The following is a 22,865-nucleotide window of genomic DNA, read 5'->3' on the forward strand; positions in this document are numbered from 1 at the left end:
TAGTTTTTAGCGATCGCAGCTTTTTTGCCCGATCTCACCAAATCGCGTTGCTCCCGATGCAATTCTAAATGGATGAGAAATGCCGTGTAACTCGCAGCGGGTGATGAGAAACGGTAGGTCAAATTCTGTTCCATTATAGGTGTAAATTACTTCTGGTTTGCTTGCTTCTAGGTGTTTGAAAAACTCCAGGAGGATTTTGCTTTCGGCTTGATCCATAAAGATGGCAATCTCCCCTATCTCCCTCATACAGCCAATTGCATAGATACGATTTTCTCTTGGGTTTATCCCTGCCGTCTCAATATCGACTACTATAGTTTTGAGCGTTCTGTAGGTCGGAATATTTACTGTGGGATGCCACTCAGGTATTGGGGTAGTATCTGACCAGAATATGTCGAGTCTTTCCTCATCAACGATAATTTTATTACCAGATTTGGTAATAAAATCTCGGTGGTTATAATTCATAATATCCAAAATTAATTACTCTTTTTTGGCATGAATCCTTGTGGTTTAGTTGGTGGTTTTTTTGACGATAAAAATACCTCAAAAATTATGTCTAGATTATTAGGAAGTGCGAATATTGAAAGCGGCTGCGTATGTGGTTCTTTTTCTTCTAATAGTGCGGTCATAATTCTGTACCAGGGTACTGCTGCTAATATTGATGTTGTTGCTGTAAGCAGCCATACTGGAAATTCGCGTACTTTTAATTGGTTGTAAGTGTTTTTAAGCTTTGAATTGTATTCCAGCCATGCAAATGCTACTAATTCTTTGAGAAGGTCTTGCCTACCATTGCTGTATATATATTTGCACGCTTCATCTACACACCGCTCATGAGTTTGTTTGTAAGCAATTGTTATTTCTAGCATTTGGATTTTTTCTGCTTCTGGTACTTTCCATTCGTTAATTGAGTCATTGTTGTATAAATTTTTGGCACAGCTAGAGGCAACCGCTAAAATACAGTCAAGGTTTTTTCTAAGTCTGTCAATCTCTAGCAGGCAGTCGTTAAAATGGGCTATTCCATTACTGCATTGAACTGAACTTCCTTTGATCTGTTCTGATAGCTGTCTGGTGGCGAATAGTCCATCGATAGTAAGTGTGCCATTAATGGCTATATCTAAAATTTCGAGAAAACGTTTTTTAAATAGTGCAAGGGTTTGTTTACGATCTAAGGTTTTAGGATGGGAATAGATAACTCCGCTAATTTCTGATTTATCGGGACATTCATTTCCTACGCCTGGAAAATGTCTCCAGTAAGGTGGCATTTTTTCACCTTTGGCAAGGCATAATTCGCCAAAACATTTGGAGCATCGCGGTAATTCGTCAATATACGTATCGAAATCTGCGATCGCTGCTGGTAATTCAAGTCCTGTACGAAGGCTAATTGCTGCAACTGGCATAATTTTAATCAGATACTTCCAGAATGCCAGTTGTTAAATTTTGTTGTGGTATTACTTGATATCTTAATTTTTTGCTTCCCAGTCAGGGCAGTCTTTATTAATATTGAGGCTTGCTGCACAAGGTAGATATTTCTGTAGATGCAAGTGTATTATATTTAATGTAATTTTTGAATAAGTCTGAAAAAATCTTTCCCCAAAGTTTTTATTGGGGAAAGTAAGTGCTTTTACAAAGTGACGAACATTTGAATTAGGCAGTTTGTAATTGAGACTTAATCTGAAGCTCTTGTACCAGTTGTACCCATGCAGGTGCTTTTTTACCTTTAATGGGAGTAAGATTGTTCCAATGCCTTTCGAGTTCAGATTGGGATAAATGTGGGAGTTGTTCCTTACCCCAATTTATAGCATCTTGGATTGTTTTCCAATTAGTCCAAGGTTGTTTTTCTTCTTTGATATTGCTTAACTCAATGAGTGTCGCTTCCAACCAAAGTTTAGCTGCCTCCGAGTCACGCATTAACTGTTGTCTTGACATTAACAGAGCAATACTTGCCTGAATCTGGGTTAGTTCCCACATCTGAGAAATAGTAACGAGTTCTTGCCAAGTTTCTTCCTCCAGTTGAGTAATTTGTCTATTATCAGGAGCAGTTTTAGCCACTAGCAGGTCTTTGAGAAACCCAGTTAAACTTGAGTATATGACGAATGGGTTTTTGCCATACTCGATTAAGTCTTGGAGGATTTGTAAGTTAGCTGTTACCTCCCCTTTAGCAAGATTTTCGGTTAGGGTAAGTAGATCGTGTTCGGGAACAACACCTGATAATTCCCAAACCCAGTTTGGTGTGATTTCATCTACTCCAAGGTTGCTCAATTGATCGAGCAATACAAGACAGTTGCGAATAAAACCTCCACAAGACTTGACGATCGCCCAAATACCAGGTGCGTTAATGTTGATGTTTTCGTTCTGGGCAACTTTTGATAAATACTGAACAAGTGTTTCTAGTCCTACTCTCCTAAAATCAAACTTTTGACAGCGCGAGATGATAGTTTCAGGAACCTTGTGTATTTCAGTTGTGCAGAAGATGAAAACTACATGACGGGGTGGATTTTCAATTGTCTTGAGAAGCGCCTGCCACGATTGACTGCTCAGGGCATGACATTCATCAATAATGAAAATTTTGTACCTTCCCTCAACTGGTGCAAACTGGGTAGTGGAAATTAACTCGCGGATTGTTTCTACCCCGCTATTGCTGGCAGCATCTAACTCAGTTACATCCAGGGAAGAAGAGGCTGTAATTCCCTTACATGAATTGCATTCTCCGCAGGGCTTGGTTGTCGGTTCCTGGGTTGACTGGCAGTTGAGGGATTTAGCCATGATGCGGGCGGTGCTAGTCTTGCCTGTGCCTTTGGGGCCGTTAAATAGGTAGGCGGGTGCAATCTTCTGGAGTGCGATCGCGGAGTCACTCCCTCCTGGGAGTATCGCATTTATGAGAGTGCGGACGATATGTTCCTGCCCGATAACTTCATTAAGGGTCTGGGGACGGTACTTGAGATGTAGTGGTTGGTACATAGTTTTGATGATAAACGGGTGTTTTATTTACTTCCTACCAGCGTGGTTGGTAGGAAGTTTGATTTTTTAGGCAGTCGCCGCTTCTTTTTTCGTTCGTGGCGATCGTGAGGTTGACTTACCTTTGGTAGTATCTTTCGCTACCACTGATGGCGTTTCTATTTGAGAAGTTTCACTATCGTCTGTTGCCTGTGGCACATTTGTTACTTCTTCAGTGCCAGACTCAGTTTGATTGCTAACTTCTGTTACTTCTTCAGTACCAGGCTCACTTTGAGTGCTGACTTTTGCCTTTGTACTTTGGCTATTTACCTTTCCAAACCCCTGCTTGATTTCTACAGGCATTACCAGATACAACTGATTGAGCAGCCCTCCCATCGGGCAGACAATGACTGGTTGCGTGGGTTTGTTGCACCGCACCACGATTTCATCGGTACTGATATGCTTTAATCCTTCGATAAGGTAGTCGATGTTTAATCCAATACTGATGTTTTCTGAATTACTAGTTACTGATTTCATCAGTACCGAGTCAACTGCATCCCCGATATCAGTAGCTTCAGTGTATAGTGTTGCCTGTGTAGCTTCCAATTCCCAGAGGATTTTGACAACCTTCTGCTTGCGTTCGGCTAGATAACTTACCCGCTTCAGCGCGCTCTCAAATCCCTTGCGCTCTAATGTAAATTCATACTCAAACGACCGGGGAATCAAGCTATTGATTTTGGGATATTCTCCCTCCAGAAGCCGGGAAATGAGCTTTGTATTGGGAAGGCTAAACTCGATAGTTCTATCTGATAGAAGAATATTGCACACGCTCGTATCGGCGCATTGAGAGAGAATTTTGTTTAACTCGCCAAGTGACTTACCTGGAACAGTGAAGTTGATTGGGTCAGAATATTCGCTATCGAGTGTTCCTGTTACTAGCGCTAATTTGTGACTATTTGTACTAGCAGCTTGCCACTTGTTGGTATCAATTTTGAAGTTGACACCAGTTAAAACCAACTTTGTCTCGTCGCTGCTGGCGCAATAGAGTGTCCCTTCAAGTGCGGCTTGGAGTTTCTTGGCACTTAAATTTATCTCTGTCGGATTTTCCCCCTTGGGAAGTGTTGGGAACTCGTCAGATTTTCCGCCAATTAGTCGGCACTTACCGCTATTGTGAGTAATTATGCAGGCTTGGTTTTCTACTTCTAGGGTAATTTCGCCTTTAACATTACTAACAGTATCAGTTAGTAGTTTGGCAGGAAGTGCTACCTGACCTGAAGTTTCGACGTTAGCGGTGGTTGTAGTATGAATTGTGAGGTTAAGGTTTGTGCCTGTTGCTGATACTATCCCGTCTTCATCTGCAATCAGTAAGATATTTCCTAAAATTGGGTCAGTGGGTTTAGGACTGATTGCGAGGTAAGCGGTTTCTAGAATTTCTGCGAGTTTAGATTGTTCAATTGTTAGTTTCATTTGTTACTTGGTTTTTAGTGGATGATTTCTTAACGGGCGCTATTTCTAGCACCCTTTTCGCTTAGATGAGGTAGTTTGTTTTAGTAAGGCAGTTTTTCTATCTCAGTACTGTATGCTGTATAGTCATGACCTGCTGTACTAGGAGGAAGTGCTGCTATTGGCATATCGCCTGCACCTATCAAGCGGTTATGTTCTGCTACAACGGTTGATGTTTTACCGATGCGGTGAGAGAATTCGGGATTTGCCTGCATTGTTGTTTGGATATCGATTTCTTTGCCTTCTGAGAAGAATTCGAGAAAATCGCTGCCATCGGGGTTTGGTGATTTGTAGGAAGTGACAACTGCTACCCAGGATTTATCTCTTTGGTTAACTGCTTCTTTCGGTTCAAGGGATGGTGTGAAGGTGGGTTGAAATGCACCAAGGCGATGAAACTCTGCACGTTTTTCAGCGACAGTTGTATCAGTAAATCGGGCGAATGCAACCTCTAGTTCGCGTTGGAATTGCTTGTAAGCCTCGCCAAATTTTGATGATGCAACGCCTTTGATTGATAAGACAATTGGTACTGAATGCAGGTTGTTATTATTTTCATCGACAAGTTGCAACAAGTAGAATCGTCTCAATACTGCGGCATCTTTGCCGAGTGCTTGGTACATTTCGTACCCATCAGGTGATTCGTACACCCCCACAATTTTGCCGTCATCTCGTTGTTCAATATATCTGGGAGAAACATCAAGAATGTGCATTCTGGGCGATTGCAACAACACTCCCATTTCTGGCGTACCACTGGAGAAGGTGTGCTTGTGTGTTGGTTCTTGTCCTTGCCAGTTAATTGCTGCTAAATACTTATCTTTTATAAACAACCCAACTTTTTCTGCTTCCATGTGGTTGATGACTTGGCAAATGCAGATATTGCTAATCGGCGCATTGTACTCAGGATTGGCAAATTTAGAAATAGCTGATTTACGCTTTTGTATGTTTGCCCCATTCTGAACAGTTTGTTGAGGGGGTTCAGATTCTGAGACTGTGCTTTCTTCAGTAGTAGGCTTTGTTTGATTTCTTGCCATAATTTTAATTAATTGAAATCAATCTTTAATGCGTCAAGCAAAAAGCCGTGGTAAAAAATAAAAGTCGTCTGTTATGAAGTGCTGGGGTGACGAACTTAGTTTGTGACTGATAAAAATACTAATTTCTACTATTTTTATAACTTAATAACTGATTGCATCAGCCGTATTACATACACAAGTGATACACGAGACTTGGCTTAGTAGATATCTACCGCCATCTAAGACGTGATTGTTCTCAAACTAAAGTTTGAGTTGGCATTAAAGTTACTAAAGTTATCAAGAATGACTAAAAGAGTTTCAATAAAGCGTGTTTCAACTCTGCTGCACTCTGAAAATAAATTTCCGGTTTTTCTATCAAAGCTAAATCAATTACCTCTGCAAGTTGTTTGGGTATATTTGCATCACGCTGGCGAATGGGTACGGCATCATTTTGCAACACTGCTAAAAATGGGTCGCCAGTAGTGAAATTACGCGGAAAAGTTCCCGTAAGCATATAATAAAGACACGCAGCCGCAGCCCATACATCTACTTCTGGCTTGGCATATTTATAATCAAGCAGTTGCTGACGACACATTAAAACCGGAGTCCCCGCTTTATTTCCTGTTAATGTTTGACCGCTTAAACCTGCTAAATCAAATGCTTTTGCTAAACCATAATCGCCGATTTTAGCTGTGATTTTACCGTTAACGTAACCCAAGAAAATATTACTTGGTTTTAAGTCGCGGTGAACTAAACCCACACCTTTCGCAAATCCACCTTTACGTAGCTTAACATTAGGGATTTCAGCATTGTGAGCGTATTCTAAACCGTTTAAAACTTGAAGAATAATTGGTACTGCAATATCTATCGATAATCTTCCTCCTTGTTTTTCCATTAAATCAGCAACAGTACCAGCCTCGCAATATTCTATTGTGAAAAAGAAAATATTTTGGGAGTAGCCATAATCGAGTAATTTCACAACATTTGGATGTCGTAATACTTTAGTGTTTTCCGTCTCCCGCATAAACATTTGTATCGCCCAATCATAAGTTGCAACCGCAGGTAACATTACTTTTAAAGCTACAAAATTACCTGTTTGATTGTGCTGTGCTAAATAAACTTCTCCAAAGCCGCCTTTCCCTAGTAATTTAATAATATTAAAATCGCGGATTGCAAGTAATTTTTTATCGCCACCTGCGGCTAAACCTAATAAACGTTTGATATATTCTAATAAATTTGGTGAATTTGGTGCTTGTACTGCTTGTGCTATTGGGTATTGATTTTGATAATTTATATTAGGATTTGCAGGCGAGAAGTTAAAAGTATCTTGTGAATTCAAGTCAGTTTCAATACTAACTACAAATACTGTATTACTCAGTTTAATTTCATCGTTGTCTTGTAAATCATATTCAGAAAATTTAACTTTTGCACCTTCTTCTGGTGTTTGATGTGCTTCGCGTTGCCCGATTTTTTTATCATTAACGTATGTACCATTTTTGCTACCAAAGTCGCGTATACGAATAGCTGGAGGATTGATATCTAATAAGCAATGATAGCGGGAAATGGTACGATGGTCTTCATCATCTGGTAGTTGGGGATTGCAATCTTCTGACCTACCGATAATACAGGTTGTGCGAGAGTCGAAAGTGTATTGTCTTCCTGGTAATTTGCCTTGGGTAATTGTGAGGGTGACTTTTGGGGGCATTTGAATAAGATAGAATTTTCTACATATTTTTATCGCAAGTAAAGTCGCCAAACTTCTTCTATTGGTGGCATTTCTTCTCCTACCCACCCTTTTCATGATTATCATTATTGTAGTATGTCTGGCGCAGATATATTACAGAGTTGTTAAAGGTCGCGGATGCTTTGAGGCTGACAAGATAATATTTTTAATCTCTAATTCCATTTGATTTGCGTTCTCTCATATCGCTTTTAGTCTAAACTCCAGTTAGAAGAATGTGCCCAAAAATATCGCGGTTTTTGCACGAAATATCGTCATCAGGCTAAACCTGAGAGTCGAAGTCATTGGGGAAGTAAGTTATTAGCTGGGATGAAGGGTAAAAAGAAAGGGAAAAAATCCTCTCCAGGACAAATGCGACTTCCTTGGGATGAGTGGGAAGCCAATAATGGAGATATAGAAAAAGTAGCGGAAAAATTTATTTTTGCTAACTGTTATAACTCGCAGTTTGTCGCTAGCGTACTACAAAAGCAAGGGGAGGATGAGGAGGAAGCGCAGTGCCTATCGGAAAGCCAGAACCCGCAAGGCTTCGTAGAAAAGGAGGTGTTAACAAATCTTTTGAAAAATCTGTAAGCCTTATATGTTACAGTCTACAAGTCTTGACGCGAGAGAAAAGATAAAAATAATACACACCCCACCCCCAACCCCACCACCGTGCCCGATGCAGATCGATCCAAGGAAGGTGGGCTAATGGTGCTTCCATACCAAAAACTACATCCACAGTCCTAATCCATCTACCTCTATCTTTCCAACCAACGCGATCGCCAAACGCTTCCCAAATTTTTCCGTCGTAAAATATGGTTCCCCCCAGACTTTCATAAATGCGCTTTTGTACTGAAAAGCCAAAATGTCCATTGCTATACTTTACCCAAAGTTGGTCAATAATGCGGAGGTCTTCACAAGGAAAACTATCAATGCTTTTAGAATCAAGCCAACCTTGCTTTTCTCTCCCTGCTACTGCCAGCATAACTCGGTTTGTTTCCTGATCTGCTGCTTTCCACTCCCCTGCTGCGAGCAAATCACGCAGTCGGGTGTAGTCCATCTTTGAGGATTTTAGATTTTGGATTTGCGATTTTGGACTGGGCTTGAGCAATTCTAACCATTCTCGTACCGTCTGCGGTCTATCTTGCGGTTCTAACGCCATTCCTTTGATAATTGCATCATTCACCTTGTGACTAATATCAGAATTAAACTGCTTTGGCGCTTTTAAGAAAGCATCGCCATCTTTTCGATAATTAGCAGGTATAGGAGTTCTCCCAGTCAACAAACTATACAAGGTTGCAGCTAAAGCATAAACATCAGTATAAGTTCCAAACCGCCCCTGCCTTTGATACTGCTCTATGGGTGCATAGCCTTCTGCTCCAAAATTGCTCATGCTGAGGGTTTTAGCAATGGTAAACTCACGCGCCAGACCAAAGTCAATCAAAACTGCTTCTTTTTTACCACCTCGCAAAATAATATTATTGGGTTTAACATCCCGATGTAAAAAGCCCTGTTTGTGGACATATTCTAAAGCTTGTCCTACTTGGTCGATGTAGCGTAATGCTTCTGACTCCGATAATTGTCCGCGCTTATCAACGTAAATCTCTAAATTTTCCCCATCAATATATTCCATCACCATTCCCCACAATCCATCTTCTTGAATCATTTCATGGACTTTGACAACATGGGGATGATTGCACTGTGCTAAACGCAGTCCTTCGTTCACAAATTTTACCTGCTGCTGCGGGAAATCTGATTCACTTTGTCGTTTGCTGTTGAGGGTTTTGATGACAACTAATTTATTTGTACGTAGTTCAATAGCAATATAGGTAGCACCAAAGCCACCATCATGAAGGGCTTTTTGAACGATGAATCTGCCCTTTTGAAGGGATTGGTTAGGTGTCCAAAGTTGCATAGATGCCTTAACTAATAACTGCTTAGTAGAATTTAACCTTTATTTAAGGCTGTTGTATTAGTAATTATACTGTTAATATTTAACTAACGCTTGTAAGCTTCTATTTAGTAACTATTACTTCTAATTCTTGCTGTATAAAGATTTTGTATGTCACATACATCTTTTCCTATGTAGGGAAGATGTGTGTGGCATACTTAGTTTCATCAATTTGGCAGTACGCCATACGCTTGTAGTACACTATGGTTTAATTATTTTGACGATTCTAGTAGCTACATTTGTAGGATTATTTGAACTCAAAAAGGCATCTTTATCTACCAATTCGACATAGCTATTATTGCTCTGTAGCCACTCTTTAAAGCTTTGATACTTCCGATTGAAGAAAACCGATTCAGGGACGACTGAAACTAATACACCACCTGATATAATTAACTTCCAAGCTTGATAGATATGCTCGACAAGTTCGCAAAATGGAGGATTCATGATACAGGCATTGTATAAATTACTGGGGTTAAACTCCAGAAAGTTTTTCCCTACGAGATTAAATCCTTTGAGTTCTAAAATTTGTCGTAAGTTGTAATTCAGCTCAACTACCTCTAGTTGAACATTTGGGTAAGTTTGAGTGATATACTCAGCAATATTTCCGCTACCAGCGCTAGGCTCTAAAATTCGCCAATTTGGTTCAATATCTGCCAGTTGAACAAGTCGTTGACAGACTGGTTTGGGAGTAGGAAAGAAATCTCCAGATTTCATGCCAATGATTTCTAACTCAAGCTTATTAAGTTGTTGCTTGGTAGTATCAATTGCTTCAGGTTTTACTACCTGTTGAATTGCTGTTATTGCTGATATGATTTCGCCTGATGTATTTAACCCGGCGCGACTGAGAGATTTTACCCAGTCTTGGTAATATTCGCCTTCTAGTATTTCTTGGACTTTCTGGCTAATTTCTCCACTTTGAGAAATCCTAAATAGCACTTCCACCTGTGATTTACGAAATATACCGCGTAGTATTGGTGGGATATTTCCTGTTTCCCACATTTGTGCGATCGCAAATAGCCAAGACTGAATAATCTCAAGTTCAATTCCTTCTTGGATTATCCCTTGAGCTATGGTTTTACGGCGCTTAGTTGCCCTTTGATTCCCAATAGCAGGATTTTTCTTTTGGTCAATAGTTGGCTGCATTGAGGCAGCTAGCTTGCGGAGAGCTTCTGCTTTTTCTAAGTTAGGAATATTGAAAATATCTAGTGATGAGTTATCCTCGTTGTAAGACAGATTCAGTAGAGATAGTTGCATTGCTAGATTCCTTTAAATCTTTAACGGCGCATTTAAGAATTAGGGAGGTTGGTACATTCCAAGTTTTTACCTCCCATTCAGTAGCTAATCGTTCGGAGTGACGGATCACTGCACTACTACATTTGTTTTTTCGGAGAAGCCAATCTCTAAACTTTTCGGCTTGTTCTTTGGTATCGAACCCGAAATAGCTGGTTTTTCGGTTTCCCAAGGGATCAGTAATAGTTGCTACCCGACGTGAGAGGATATTGAGCGTCCAACCACTGTTAGAAGTGAGTTCGATTTTGGTGATATTTAATTCTGTTGGGTTCATAATTCCACTTCAGGAATTGCTGCTAAATATTCCGTAGTTGATATTTCTCTTGCCAGCCATTTATCATGTGCTTCTTGAGGAGTTATTTTATCGGCTAAATGTTTCTTTTCATTGTTGTCTCCTATAAAAGGAGCGAGTGTTTCTTCTAACCGTTCTTTGAAAGCCAAATATTTTTTATCAGAGTAACTAAACTGGTAGATACTATCAGTATTTATGAACAAGTAAACTAGGCTTATTTGTTCTAATGGCATTCCAGTTCGTTCGTGAAGGAGAAATAATCTCAATTGGGTTTGCCACTTGCTCTCAAGAATTTCAAATTTAAGAGGTTTTTGAATTGTCCAGTCAAACCCAACTACTTGATTTTCACCATAGATAATAAGGTCGCACTCGCTATAGAGAAGGATATCGTGATATAAATATTGAATTTGGGCGCTCCATTGTTTGTTTCCAAGGATGTTTATAAAAGGTTTTACCTTATCGACCCAGTTATTAATTTGGGGGTATTCCTTTAAGAAAGGTTCGACTGGTAGCCCTAACCCAATTTGTTGCATGACGAGATGAAACTGACCTCCAGCAACTTCGGATTCACTTTTTACAGTGAGATTAGAATAATTTTTCGTCGATAAACACTCTGGATGATGTTCGGCTAGCTCAAGTGTTTTATGATTGAATCGATTCATAAAAATATATCCAAAATTTGTTTTTTGGGATATATATGCGTGAGCTACTTGTGGTGATTTGTCTACGGTATATAGTATTTTTTGAGTTGCTCAATGCTTGTATATAAACTTCGGGTTGACATTGCTGTGAGGTCAAAATAACTGGCAAACTTTTTCAACCCTCCCGTAAGGGTTAATTCTAGTAAGTACTGGGCTGCGATCGCACTCGTCATTTTATTGACAAATAGCGACTGATAATTTCGTGCTTGAATTTCTGCACATGAGAGGTTATTGTCTATGAGTTCTTCCAGTTGAGGAACTAACAATTCCGGGTGAACTAGCGCCGGGGAGGGAAGATGCAACCAGAATTTAGGTTTGTCTGGGTTATTGGCAGCTTGAACTATATCAAAATTAGAGTGCGTTCCAACTACTACTTGGCCGGAGTAGTTGCTGTTTCCACAATCCAGCCAAAATAGCGATGCTGGCTCATTTGCACTGTTCAGTTTGAGAACTGAGTGAATTTTGCTCCTGGCTGTGCTGTTATCTACACAGCCAATGATTACCGTTAGGGTATTCCACCAACTGGCCGTGCGAATCATGTCTTCTTCAAACCAGTCGCAAACAGCTGTAATCTCTATCCCATACTTGGCGCTGCATCTTGCAGCCAGTGTTTCTACCTTTGGTAGTCCAATTTCAGCTTGTTGATAATTTTGGCGGCTGATATTCTTAAGTTCGACAGTATCGCCATCGACGATCGTAAAGTTGATTTCTTTCCCCGTGCGCTGAAGTTGCAGAATAATTCGACATAAGTCTTCTGCAAGAAACCCCCCTGTTCCTCCTCCTCCCACTAAGACGAAGTTAATACGAGTGTGATTGCGAGGTAAGACGGGTAAAGCTTGTTGGTAAGCAGTTAATTCGAGCATTTTACCTGTGGCGGTAGTTCAAAAATTTGATTGGGGTTGATGTCGAAAAAGTGATTGTATATCCCGATGCGGGTATAGATTGTGGGAATGGTATTCAGTGTGCCGATGATCGCGAACACTCGAAATTTGCCTTTTTCTTCCTGATTGTCCGCACTTGAAGGGTAAGCAGCTAGAGTTCCATGACTGTGTATTTCCATTAGCCCATCTGTATAGCTTTTATGGAGTGCGCTTTCTAAAGATAGGACGTGAGTGGAAGACGCAGTTTGCAGTGGCGTGTGACACCACCATTGGTAGTTTGTCACTCCCAAGTAGAATAGGATTTCCTGTTGGGGGTTGATACTGGCAGCATTGATAATATCAGCGATTACAAGGCTTGGGACTTTTGGGACTTTCAGGCGAAAGTAGGGTTCAAGAGGTTGGAGTCCAGCAACTTGAGTTTGAGTTAGTTGTAAGCAAACCTCTAACTCGCGGCGGTGCGATCGCAAGAAAAGCCCATTTGCTGCCAGCCAGTATTCCTGAAGTTTTTGGCTGTAGGGAGGAAAATTATTACTTGTAGCGAAGTGATAACCGATAAAGGGATTCATGGCTAACTGAACAAATGATTGATAATGTCTTCTGGGGTTGTGACTTTCCAGCTATGAACGGAAACAAGGTCACTTGAAGGGTAGGATTTGGGTTTAGACTCGTGCAATTTGATTAGCTGGTTGTAGATATTGTCGGGATGAGTTTTTGATTTGCCTTGGGACAAGTCCTTATTAAAGGGTGATTTCCAGAACAACTCCCAGGTTTGGCTTATAGTTGCAGCACTGCACATACCGGGAGAATTTCCCCCAAAACAAATACCAGAGTCGTCCCAAACGTTAGGTAGAGGTGGCTTGTACAGTTGTGCGTCTGGTTTAAATACCCTCCCTTTAACTGCCCACAGGTAATATTTACTACCGCATCCAGCAAAGAGGAATGCAGGCATGGGGACAGTAATTACTTTCGTTTCCTGTCCCATAATTTGAATTTGATATTTTTGGGGAGAGTAAAACTGAATAATTGCCTCTCCCTCTGGATTTTTACCCCACCAAATTGTGTTGCTAGAAAGCCATCCAGATGTAGCAGTTTTACTTGTGAAGGCTTTCTCTACTGCTTCAGGGGAAAGAAATTTGTACTTAGATTTTTTGCCTTCGTGTTCGACTAAAATAAACTGTCCTTTGAGGATAACTAACTGCGCTAGTAACTCATCTTGGGGAATATTTCCAAGCAAAATTTGCGATATACTTTCTAAGTTAATTGTTGGTAATATATTTGTATCTACATTCATGCTTTTGATGCTTGATTCCAAATTTTGACTGCTGCTTTCCGAGCAGCGAGAGATGTTTCTAGCAAGTGAGTAAGCTTATTTGATTTTTCCATCATCGAGACGGCTTCTTTCCACTTTTGACCGAGAAATATGATATTTTCATAAGTCCATTCCAGCCAATCGCTTGTTTCATACGTAACATCTAGCCAGATATTTTCAGTCGAGTAATCTATAATTCGTATGGCTGTGTCTAAATATTGAAGAGGACTTTTGTAACGACGGCATAGCCTTACTAATTTATCGAAGTAAATTTCTTCTGCTAGAGCGATGTAATCAGGAGTAAAACCAAAATTTAGTTCCCATTGGCTTATATTGTACCCTTGCCCCATCAACGACAGTAGGAACTTTTCTGAGTATTCTAGTTCCTCGAAATCTTCATACCACCATTCAACTTTTTGTGGTGAGACAGAAATACTATTATGTTCGCAACTAAACTCAATTTCATCGATATATTCTATTGGGAATAGATGATCATTTACAAGTTGAATAAATTCAATTTCTCTATCCATGTAAGCACTTGTTGGATGTGATTGTTTATCAATATGAATGGTTGATTCTAACCATTGTTCTGGGAATATTTTTTGATACAGGCTTAAGAGATTTACTCGTTCGGAGAGATTTTCTAGGTAGATAATTGCTGCTAAACAAGTAATGGGTATTTTGAATGATTGTATGTTCGCAAGCATAATTAATCAGCCGCTATAACTTTTAGCGGCTATAAATTTGTTATTACAGTACGGGATATTTACTCGTGGCAGCAGATTGATGCTTAAGGCTTCGAGTTACTTTTTCGATGTAGGTTTCCCAATTTTGACCGAGCTTGATAGCTTTTTCTATCTCAGGTTGTAGGGTAATTAAATTTTCGAGACTAATTTGATTTTTTATCTCCAGAAGCTTTATCTGCCACCCTAACTTTAGTGCAGGATTTATTTCTTCAGAACTATTTTTCAATTCTCTGAATTGACTTCCCTTAGTACCTGCTTTTTTTACCAAACGAATTGAAACTGTATCATCAGTTGTTTGTCGTTCAATTTCGGCATTAGCATATTCTGGAAAGTAGACGCTAATGGCTGTTTTGAGGGTATTGTCATCTTGGGCGATCGCCTCATCAAGAGGAATTTCTTGTCCTTCGATAATCGCAATGTACTTCATGGTAATTAAAATAGTGACAGTTGGTTGTTAGGCGTAGGTGTTTTCTCTTTATCTTCAGACAGGTTACGCTTTTGTACTTGTCTTGATTGTTCCTGTCGATTCTGATGTATAGTCTGCTTTTCCATCCTTTGCTTGCAGATATCTAACATCTCTGGGAGAGATTTTTCTAAATCCTGTAGTAAGTTATTGATGACAGGATGAGATGTTATCTCAGCAAGGTTCATTGTCTTGATAATTGGAGGTGCGCCTTTGATTCCAATTGAGACAATTACTGTTTCAGAATTTGGTATTAGTTGAATGGTTATTAAGGTGGTTTTTGTGTCAGAATTGCCTAAATCTATCTCGGTAGATGAATCTTGATTTATGACTTCAGTGTTTACTAATTCATCTAATGTTTCTTCTAAATCGCTATTCTCCTGAATATCAGGATTAAAATCTCTACTGCTGTAACTGTCTTCAAGGTTAGTTACATTCTCGTCAGGTGATATTTGACTGCTCATGATTAAGAGAGATTGGCTAATCTAAATAAGGTGCGGATAGTAATACCTGTCTTGTTAAAAGACTGCCATTTGTAAGCGCATTCACCTGATTTGTACTTAGGAGAAAGTTGGCTCCAAGTGTCCCATGCTTTAAATAAAATGGGACTAACACTATGAAGTGCCATCCCGACTTGAATCCACGAGTGGTAATCATCTGCAAATCGAGGGTGGATAACTTCAAGTAGTACAAGTGCAGTCTGGATATTTGTCTCGATTGAGGGAATTAAATGAGCGTATCTGTCTACCCCATATCTGCGGTTATATTTTTCTTGGGGTAGGTTAAACTTTCTTGCTTTCTCTTGTTTGGCAAGCATCTGAGCAATTACCCAGTCGGGGGCTATTTCTATTTGGCGCTCAGATGGACTACAGCCAGAAAGCCATCTGTAATTTCTGCCCTCTGGGTGAAAGGAGGGGGGAAGGATTGAGGCTAGGTTTTTGCCTCGAAACTCCAGGTGTTCGTCCTTCCCAGTTTTGATTTTGCGAGATTTTACCTCCCAAGCTTTTGAATCTGGGATGAGGTATAAGCGCTGGCTCCGATATTTCCTTCCAGAGGTAAATGCAATTGTGGGAGGAAGGTATTTTTGAGCGCGATCGTGTAACGACTCCGTAGGAGTATCGCTTGCTTCGACGGGTGTTAGCTGGTTAAGTTCTTCTGGTTCTGTATGTTCGTTAATTTGGATAATTTGTCGCCAGGAGGTTTCCCCGTCGCAGTCAATAGCTACTAAATATCCTTGAGGATGATTGGAACCGCATACCAAAGCTACACCAGTGGGGGTGATCAATCTGTTATTTGTCCAAACTTTTAGGCGGCGGCGGACGAGTTCGGCTTGTAGTTCTCTGGGAGAGTAGGTATTTTTTTCCCATTCTTTCCCTAGAGGACGTTTACCAAAGGTAGGGACAATTCGCCATTCTTCGGGTAAGTTGTCAAGCGAAGATACCAAATGACGGATTTGGGCGTGCATGAATTCATATAACTAGTTATTTGGATAATTCATGCACGGCTGCGTTAGTGACTGTGGTGGTTTAATATTATGATTATGGTGCTAACTGATGGCCTGCCTCAACTAGCTTGGCAAGAGTATTTTGGTCAAACGCCTTTATGCCAGATACAAATTGTTGCCACTGCTGCCATTTCTCCTTTGAGTAAGCATGATTGGGATCAAAGTTGCAGACTTCACAGAATTTATGAAAGTCAGCATTCCAATGAAACGTGCAAATGCCTGTTATTAAATAATTGATTTGTTGGTCGCTCATGAGTGATATTTCAGCTTATGATTTCGTTTTAAGCCAACCTTTTGTTCAGGGCATTTTCGACTTGATAAGTTCCAAGAGTACAGTTTGTATTCAATGGAAATTTAGGAAATTCCAGATAATTATTCATAGTTTTTGTTACCTTGCACAGTACCATTATCCCGTCCTTACTCTTCTTTTCTTGATTGTGATAGTAGCTGATAACTTCAAACTCATTATTACCAGCCTCAAATCTGCTTCCTGCATATTGGGAGATAGCCTTTTTCCAGTCTGGCTGCCAGAGCATAAGTGTATCTATTGCCATTGCTCTAATAACCGGGTTATCTAATTTAATCAGAATATCTGGTAAGTAATGGCATTGTTTGGAAATTACCTCTCGTGCATAATTGATTAGCCAATACTCGGCTTCTTTTAAGAGAGCTTTTGATTCGAGATTTTGGCACACTTCATCGTAAACTTTAGACATTAAATATGCCCTTTGTTCAAAAACCATTCCATTAGTTCGCATTTTTAAGTCTGATGGATAAGTAATTATTAAATCAGTAAGTTCATCGCTGATTTTTGGAAGAGGATATTTATCATTTTCTTGCTCTTTTGGATGGGATATTTTTACTTCATATCCTAGATTGACAGCATGATTGATAATAAAATCGATGCTATTAGACTCAACAAAATCTCCTAACTTAAAATCTGTTTCTAGGAGGAGATATGTTGGTGCATGGAGAATTTGAAACCGTTTAGGGTTTTGACTTGAATCCGCTAATAGTTCGATGTACATTGCTTATTCTCACAAATTTTCATAAATCTTGTGCGTAAGCGATGTATGTGGTTTAATTACTGAAAAGATAATCCTACCCATCTTGGGTAGGATTATCTTAATTATTGATTAATGATTTTTGTTTGTGTCGAATTGATTATTTCCTCCAGTAGAGATAGCCCAACTGATTTAAACAGTGCTTTGTTATCATCAGGGCAGCGTTGAATTGTTGTACAAGATGAGCAGCCGTATTTGCAAGGGCAATTATCTACTAGAAACTTTGCCTTCATAAAAGCAGTTTCTAAATACTTGATGAGAGTATCACACATACCTGTACCGTGTTCGCATGTATCGAAGAAATAGCCTACTATCTTATAATTTGATGGTACTTCGATTAACATAAAATCGATATCTCGACTGTTTGCTCCATGTTCGACAAGTGGTAAACTGAGCATGAGTTGGTGTGCGAGAGTATGAACGCAAATCTGAGTTTCATTGCTTTCAAATAGCTGTTTCTCTTCATTGGAAATATATTTCTGTTTGTTGAGTATCTCTTTTCGGAGATTTTTGACCATAGCTGAAAAATATTTTCTCGCATCAGCGTTAATTTCAACCCTAACGCAGAATGTATTGTAGTTAAGAGCAAATGCTTCCTTGTATTTATTTTCCTCCAATAGTTCGACAAATTCTCGTTCAATAAGTTGGGTATTGCAAGCAGGACAAGTTTGTATATGTCCGGGTAAATTTAAATTGAAGTTGCGACATCTGTTATTAGTGCAAGTCCATTTTTGTTCCAGCCTGTACAAGTTGTACCCGTAAATTTCTTCTTTGATTTTGGCTGAAACAGGTGTAAATCTAGCTGCCCCTTGGGAAAGATTGATAATTTTGGCTTCCCCTGCAATTTTGATTTCCTCGAAATTTAGGCTTCCTTCGGGACGACTAAATAGGTTGGTTGCCTCAATTGGCTTGAGAATTGCTTTCCCTTCGGTTAAATTTAGCTCTTGTGATTTATACTGTACGGGGTTGCCGTCAAAGTCTTGAGCAAGATATATGGCACCAGGGTAAACTTCTCGTAGCGCAGATGATGCCGAACTTTCCTCAAACTCTTCCGCGCTATCTTGATTGATATAACTGATGTTTTGGTCAGTGTTACCTCTGAATTTAATTTTTGAGTGGACATAACCGAGGTTTCGATTAGTTGTCAGTCTTTGGTTATAACTGAAAATCAGTTGATTATTACCGATTAGCTGTCGTGCAATCGCATCGCCAGAAGTACTAAAATGTCGAGCAATTTGAGCTTGTGTCGGTTTACTTTCTTTGCAACAGGCGAGAATGTGCTGCTCCAAAATTGTTTCATAATTGTGGTTAAAGTTGATAATTTCTGGAGGGTCAGATAAGAGACGTTCCGGGTGATTGGCGTAGTAAGAATCCATAATCGACCTTTTCGACGGGATAAACACCAATAGCCCTGCTTCCTGTCTGCCTGCACGTCCTGCCCTTTGGCGAAAGGCAAGAATTGAGCCTGGGTAACTATGTACGATAGTTGCATCGATAGACCCTATATCCAGACCCGCTTCTAAAGCACTCGTGGATATAATGAACTTGACCTTCCCGCTTTGTATATCTGCAATAATTTTGTTCCGCTGATTTGCCTTCATGCTGCCATAAAATGCTGAGATGGTTTCTCCCATGTGGGGCAGTTGCATCTCCACTAAAGCTTTACGAATGGCATTAGTTAAAACCTTTACCAGTTCTCTACTATCGCAGAAACAAATCCCGACTATTCCTTTACTTACAAGCATGGCTGCAACTTGGGCAGTTTGGTAAAGAGTATTGTTTCGTGCTTTGAGGCTAAGGAAAGTAATCTCCGAGCGTTTTGCCCCACTTTGGTCGATAATAGCAAGGTTGCTTTGTTCTACTCGATTGGATATCTTCTGGGCAATTTCGCTGCTGTTACTAATTGTTGCAGAAGCGAATATGTACTGTAATTTAGAAATATTATTGCCAGCAGATTCTATCATTAATTGAGTTCGCCGATTAAGTAGGGCAAAGTGTGAGCCGAATATGCCTTGATAGAAATGCGCTTCATCACAGACGATGATTGAAATTTTTCTGATTGTTTCTCTAAATCCCCAGTTTGAGTCAAACTGATAGTTGTTCAGTTCGTGGTTCCATACATCGGGTGTCACGCATAAAATCGAGGGTTGATGGCTGTAAAGTTGTTTGCGCTCCTGGGGAGGAATATCACCATTTATATTGAGAATTTTAGGGCGAATTTCTTCATCTAGGTGACTAACAAACGAGCGGATTTTCTCTACCTGGTCAAATGCAAGTGCTTTTAAGTTAAAGAATACTAAAGCTGATTTACCTTTTAGGCACTCGTGAACGATTGGAATTAAAAAAGAGATACTTTTACCACTACTGGTTGGAGTTTGGAGAATAATATCTTCCCCTTTTTTGTAAGCTTCCCATGCTTCGACTTGATGAGAATATAGTTGTGTAATTCCTGACTTATTTAAGGCAAGTTTGACTAGAGGGTGAATATCATCTGGTATGGGACAAAGTTTAGCTTCTTGAGGCGGAATTACATCACAATTTTGTAGTTTTCCTGAACCATCCAGAATAGCTGCTATTTCCTGGTACAGAATACTTTTACCTGTTGGTGCTTGATTAAGAGGTAATAAATTACCGCTATTTACCTCATGCTCCCAGTCAAAAATAATTTGATTTACACTTCCCTTTTTGAAGTAAAGATTTTTCTCAATGATAGCAGCGATATGGATAACACCATGTTCTTTAGAATAAACCTGTTTATTTGCTTGTAACCATTCAATCTGGGTCATAAAAAGTTACCTACTTGCTGTTTTAGCAGGTAGGCGTTAGTCAAAAGTAGTGGTTTTTGTTATTGCCATAACTGACTAATTAACCACAGACACTTCTGACAATTTGTAGAAACTCCCGTAAAACAGGTGTCATATCCTCTTGTCGCCACACTACAGCCGTTTCTACTAATGGTGTTTTTTCTTCTAAAGTGCGATAAACTACACCAGCCCTTTGAAGATTTTGCAAAGAAGACGGTACGATCGCAATCCCCATTCCTGCTGACACTAGCCCGATAATTGTCTGCATTTGGATTGCTTCTTGAGCCAGCTTTGGGCTGAAATTTCCTTGCTGGCAAAGACTCAGAATTTGATCGTAAAGTCCGGGGCCTAAATTGCGGGGGAACATAATAAAATTTTCGTCTTTTAGCTCGCGCACTGAAATATTTTCTTGTCTAGCTAAGAAATGAGTTACGAGCATTGCTACAATTAGTCCTTCTTGCTGAATGCATTCTTGATTGAAAGTGTTGTCTTCTAAAGGTGGATGGGCAAAACCTACATGGATACGGCGATTGAATAGCGCTTGTTCTTGCTGAGTTGTGGTTAATTCTTGCAATACTAATTCCACCTCTAGAAACTGTTCTCGAAACCGCCGCAAAATTATAGGCAGCAAATCGTAAGTTACCAAGCTGGTGAAACCTACTCGTAGTTGTCCTTTCTCACCCCTACCTGTCCGTTGAGTCAGATCAATTGCCTTAGACAGTTGAGCGAACAATTGATAAGCTTCTTGCAAAAATACTTGTCCGGCTTCCGTTAGCTGCACCTGTCGTTTGGTTTTGCGTTGAAAAAGTTCTACTCCTAGTTCTGCTTCTAGCTGCTGAATTTGCTGGCTTAAGGGCGGTTGAGCGATGTGAAGTCGCTCTGCGGCTTTACTAAAGTGCAGTTCCTCAGCTACAGCAATGAAGTAGCGCAGGTGTCGCAGTTCCATAGTTTTGATATTTTATAAGTCTCAAATATTCATAAATATATATTGGACATATCAAAAATTGCTACCTATCATACTCATACACGCAAGTCAGAGGATGATGTAACTATGTCGGAGAATTTGAGAAGCCAAGTTGTGACGCAAGGGGTGCAGCGATCGCCAAATCGAGCTATGCTGCGTGCAGTTGGTTTTAAAGATGAAGATTTCAACAAAGCCATTGTCGGTATAGCCAACGGTTACAGCACCATCACGCCCTGCAATATGGGGATAAATAAACTAGCACTCATAGCAGAAGCAGGGATTAAATCTGCCGGAGCGATGCCACAAATCTTTGGCACGATTACCATTAGCGATGGGATTTCAATGGGAACCGAAGGGATGAAATATTCCCTAGTGTCGCGCGAAGTTATAGCCGATTCCATTGAAACCGCCTGTACCGGACAAAGCATGGATGGAGTACTAGCCATTGGCGGTTGTGATAAAAATATGCCAGGGGCAATGATTGCAATGGCCCGCATGAATATCCCTGCAATATTCGTTTACGGTGGGACAATTAAACCCGGTCACTACAACGGACGTGATTTAACCGTTGTCAGTTCATTTGAAGCTGTTGGTCAATACAGTGCTGGAAGAATTGACGACAAGGAATTATTAGAAGTCGAAACTCGCGCTTGTTCTGGGGCTGGTTCCTGTGGGGGAATGTTCACGGCTAACACCATGTCTTCAGCATTTGAAGCGATGGGAATGAGTTTGCCCTATTCTTCGACAATGGCAGCCGAAGATGCCGAAAAAGCCGACAGCACAGAAAAATCGGCTTATGCGTTAGTCGAAGCCATTCGTAAACAAATCTTACCCAGCCAAATTATCACCCGCAAATCTATAGAAAATGCCATCTCTGTAATTATGGCGGTGGGTGGTTCCACAAATGCAGTGTTGCACTTCTTAGCGATCGCTCGCGCCGCTAATGTAGACTTAACCCTGGATGACTTTGAAACTATCCGCGCTCGCGTTCCCGTTTTGTGTGATTTGAAACCAAGTGGTAAATATGTTGCTACAGATTTGCACAAAGCCGGCGGCATTCCGCAAGTCATGAAGATGCTACTTGTGCATGACTTATTACATGGTGATAGCCTGACCATTAGCGGTCAAACCATTGCAGAGATATTAGCAGATATCCCAGAAGAACCATCTGCTAACCAAGATGTGATTCGGACTTGGAATAACCCGATGTATCCTCAAGGACACTTAGCCATCCTCAGAGGTAATCTAGCAACAGAAGGGGCGGTCGCTAAAATTACCGGGGTGAAAAAGCCAGTAATTACTGGGCCTGCACGGGTATTTGAATCGGAAGAAGCTTCTTTAGATGCAATTTTGGCGGGTAAAATTCAAGCTGGTGATATTTTGGTTATCCGTTACGAAGGACCCAAGGGTGGCCCTGGAATGCGAGAAATGTTGGCTCCCACTTCGGCAATTATCGGGGCTGGTTTGGGTGATGCGGTGGGATTAATTACCGATGGGCGCTTTTCTGGTGGTACTTACGGGATGGTAGTTGGTCATGTGGCTCCAGAAGCAGCAGTTGGTGGTGCGATCGCCCTTGTAGAAGAAGGGGATAGTATTACTATTGATGCACCGGCTCGTCTATTGCAGTTGAATATATCTGAATCAGAATTGGCCCGTCGTCGTGCCAACTGGCAACCTCCTGCTCCGCGTTACACTAAAGGCGTGTTGGCGAAATATGCCAAATTGGTATCTTCTA

Annotated in this window: 23 protein-coding genes; 2 read left to right on the plus strand and 21 right to left on the minus strand. The window is 40.4% G+C overall.

Going from position 1 to position 22,865, the window contains the following annotated elements:
* Window positions 1–6 precede the first annotated feature (6 nt).
* The 6 genes from VB740_RS09360 to VB740_RS09385 form a co-directional block, all read right to left on the minus strand.
* Complete coding sequence (locus VB740_RS09360; protein WP_323199763.1) at window positions 7–462, minus strand: 3'-5' exonuclease; 456 nt, start codon at window positions 460–462, stop codon at window positions 7–9.
* Between the two features lie 11 nt (window positions 463–473).
* Window positions 474–1,394 carry a hypothetical protein gene (locus tag VB740_RS09365; RefSeq protein ID WP_323199764.1) on the minus strand — a complete coding sequence of 307 codons (921 nt, stop codon included), beginning with the start codon at window positions 1,392–1,394 and terminating at the stop codon, window positions 474–476.
* 247 nt (window positions 1,395–1,641) lie between these two features.
* Entirely contained in the window at window positions 1,642–2,955 is a 1,314-nt protein-coding gene (gene dnaX / locus VB740_RS09370) for a DNA polymerase III subunit gamma/tau (RefSeq protein ID WP_323199765.1), read from the minus strand.
* A 66-nt stretch (window positions 2,956–3,021) separates the two neighbouring features.
* Complete coding sequence (dnaN, locus tag VB740_RS09375) at window positions 3,022–4,398, minus strand: DNA polymerase III subunit beta (RefSeq protein ID WP_323199766.1); 1,377 nt, start codon at window positions 4,396–4,398, stop codon at window positions 3,022–3,024.
* Between the two features lie 80 nt (window positions 4,399–4,478).
* Window positions 4,479–5,462, minus strand: a complete 984-nt coding sequence (locus tag VB740_RS09380; RefSeq protein ID WP_323199767.1) for a DUF5895 domain-containing protein — start codon at window positions 5,460–5,462, stop codon at window positions 4,479–4,481.
* Between the two features lie 286 nt (window positions 5,463–5,748).
* Entirely contained in the window at window positions 5,749–7,146 is a 1,398-nt protein-coding gene (locus VB740_RS09385) for a protein kinase domain-containing protein (protein ID WP_323199768.1), read from the minus strand.
* Between the two features lie 387 nt (window positions 7,147–7,533).
* On the opposite strand from VB740_RS09385, the gene VB740_RS09390 reads away from it, so the two are divergent.
* Window positions 7,534–7,752, plus strand: coding sequence for a hypothetical protein (locus VB740_RS09390; RefSeq protein ID WP_323199769.1), 219 nt, complete (start codon window positions 7,534–7,536; stop codon window positions 7,750–7,752).
* Between the two features lie 10 nt (window positions 7,753–7,762).
* On the opposite strand, the gene VB740_RS09395 is transcribed toward VB740_RS09390, so the two are convergent.
* The 15 genes from VB740_RS09395 to VB740_RS09465 all read right to left on the minus strand — a co-directional run bounded on the left by VB740_RS09395 (window position 7,763) and on the right by VB740_RS09465 (window position 21,112).
* The gene (locus VB740_RS09395; RefSeq protein ID WP_323199770.1) at window positions 7,763–9,076 is read right to left on the minus strand and encodes a serine/threonine-protein kinase; all 1,314 of its coding nucleotides are present in this window, start codon (window positions 9,074–9,076) and stop codon (window positions 7,763–7,765) included.
* A 237-nt stretch (window positions 9,077–9,313) separates the two neighbouring features.
* Complete coding sequence (locus VB740_RS09400; protein ID WP_323199771.1) at window positions 9,314–10,366, minus strand: SAM-dependent DNA methyltransferase; 1,053 nt, start codon at window positions 10,364–10,366, stop codon at window positions 9,314–9,316.
* Complete coding sequence (locus VB740_RS09405; protein ID WP_322641985.1) at window positions 10,326–10,676, minus strand: hypothetical protein; 351 nt, start codon at window positions 10,674–10,676, stop codon at window positions 10,326–10,328. Before VB740_RS09405 ends, VB740_RS09400 begins: the two co-directional genes overlap by 41 nt.
* Entirely contained in the window at window positions 10,673–11,356 is a 684-nt protein-coding gene (locus VB740_RS09410; protein WP_323199772.1) for a hypothetical protein, read from the minus strand. Before VB740_RS09410 ends, VB740_RS09405 begins: the two co-directional genes overlap by 4 nt.
* Window positions 11,357–11,418: 62 nt before the next feature.
* Complete coding sequence (locus tag VB740_RS09415) at window positions 11,419–12,258, minus strand: ThiF family adenylyltransferase (protein WP_323199773.1); 840 nt, start codon at window positions 12,256–12,258, stop codon at window positions 11,419–11,421.
* Window positions 12,246–12,842 carry a Mov34/MPN/PAD-1 family protein gene (locus tag VB740_RS09420; RefSeq protein WP_323199774.1) on the minus strand — a complete coding sequence of 199 codons (597 nt, stop codon included), beginning with the start codon at window positions 12,840–12,842 and terminating at the stop codon, window positions 12,246–12,248. The genes VB740_RS09415 and VB740_RS09420 overlap by 13 nt, the downstream gene beginning before the upstream one ends.
* 2 nt (window positions 12,843–12,844) lie before the next feature.
* A complete protein-coding gene (locus VB740_RS09425) occupies window positions 12,845–13,567 on the minus strand; it encodes a hypothetical protein (protein ID WP_323199775.1) in 723 nt (240 codons plus the stop codon).
* Window positions 13,564–14,292, minus strand: coding sequence for a hypothetical protein (locus tag VB740_RS09430; RefSeq protein WP_323199776.1), 729 nt, complete (start codon window positions 14,290–14,292; stop codon window positions 13,564–13,566). The genes VB740_RS09425 and VB740_RS09430 overlap by 4 nt, the downstream gene beginning before the upstream one ends.
* A 43-nt stretch (window positions 14,293–14,335) precedes the next feature.
* Window positions 14,336–14,758 (minus strand): hypothetical protein, encoded by a 423-nt coding sequence (locus VB740_RS09435; RefSeq protein ID WP_323199777.1) that lies wholly within the window; start codon window positions 14,756–14,758, stop codon window positions 14,336–14,338.
* Window positions 14,759–14,763: 5 nt separating this feature from the next.
* Complete coding sequence (locus VB740_RS09440; protein WP_323199778.1) at window positions 14,764–15,258, minus strand: hypothetical protein; 495 nt, start codon at window positions 15,256–15,258, stop codon at window positions 14,764–14,766.
* A gap of 2 nt (window positions 15,259–15,260) precedes the next feature.
* A complete protein-coding gene (locus tag VB740_RS09445) occupies window positions 15,261–16,259 on the minus strand; it encodes a bifunctional DNA primase/polymerase (RefSeq protein ID WP_323199779.1) in 999 nt (332 codons plus the stop codon).
* A gap of 73 nt (window positions 16,260–16,332) precedes the next feature.
* The gene (locus VB740_RS09450) at window positions 16,333–16,551 is read right to left on the minus strand and encodes a hypothetical protein (protein ID WP_185580033.1); all 219 of its coding nucleotides are present in this window, start codon (window positions 16,549–16,551) and stop codon (window positions 16,333–16,335) included.
* Window positions 16,552–16,579: 28 nt separating this feature from the next.
* Window positions 16,580–17,326: a hypothetical protein gene (locus tag VB740_RS09455; protein WP_323199780.1), complete on the minus strand. Its 747-nt coding sequence runs from the start codon at window positions 17,324–17,326 to the stop codon at window positions 16,580–16,582.
* A gap of 101 nt (window positions 17,327–17,427) precedes the next feature.
* Complete coding sequence (locus VB740_RS09460) at window positions 17,428–20,148, minus strand: DEAD/DEAH box helicase (RefSeq protein ID WP_323199781.1); 2,721 nt, start codon at window positions 20,146–20,148, stop codon at window positions 17,428–17,430.
* A gap of 79 nt (window positions 20,149–20,227) precedes the next feature.
* The gene (locus tag VB740_RS09465) at window positions 20,228–21,112 is read right to left on the minus strand and encodes a LysR family transcriptional regulator (RefSeq protein WP_323199782.1); all 885 of its coding nucleotides are present in this window, start codon (window positions 21,110–21,112) and stop codon (window positions 20,228–20,230) included.
* A gap of 105 nt (window positions 21,113–21,217) precedes the next feature.
* Between VB740_RS09465 and ilvD the strand changes: the two genes are divergently transcribed.
* A partial coding sequence (ilvD, locus tag VB740_RS09470; protein WP_323199783.1) for a dihydroxy-acid dehydratase occupies window positions 21,218–22,865 on the plus strand: 1,648 nt, incomplete at its 3' end.

Origin of the sequence: Nostoc sp. UHCC 0251, assembly GCF_034932245.1 — a bacterium.
In the GTDB taxonomy this organism is placed as follows: domain Bacteria; phylum Cyanobacteriota; class Cyanobacteriia; order Cyanobacteriales; family Nostocaceae; genus Nostoc.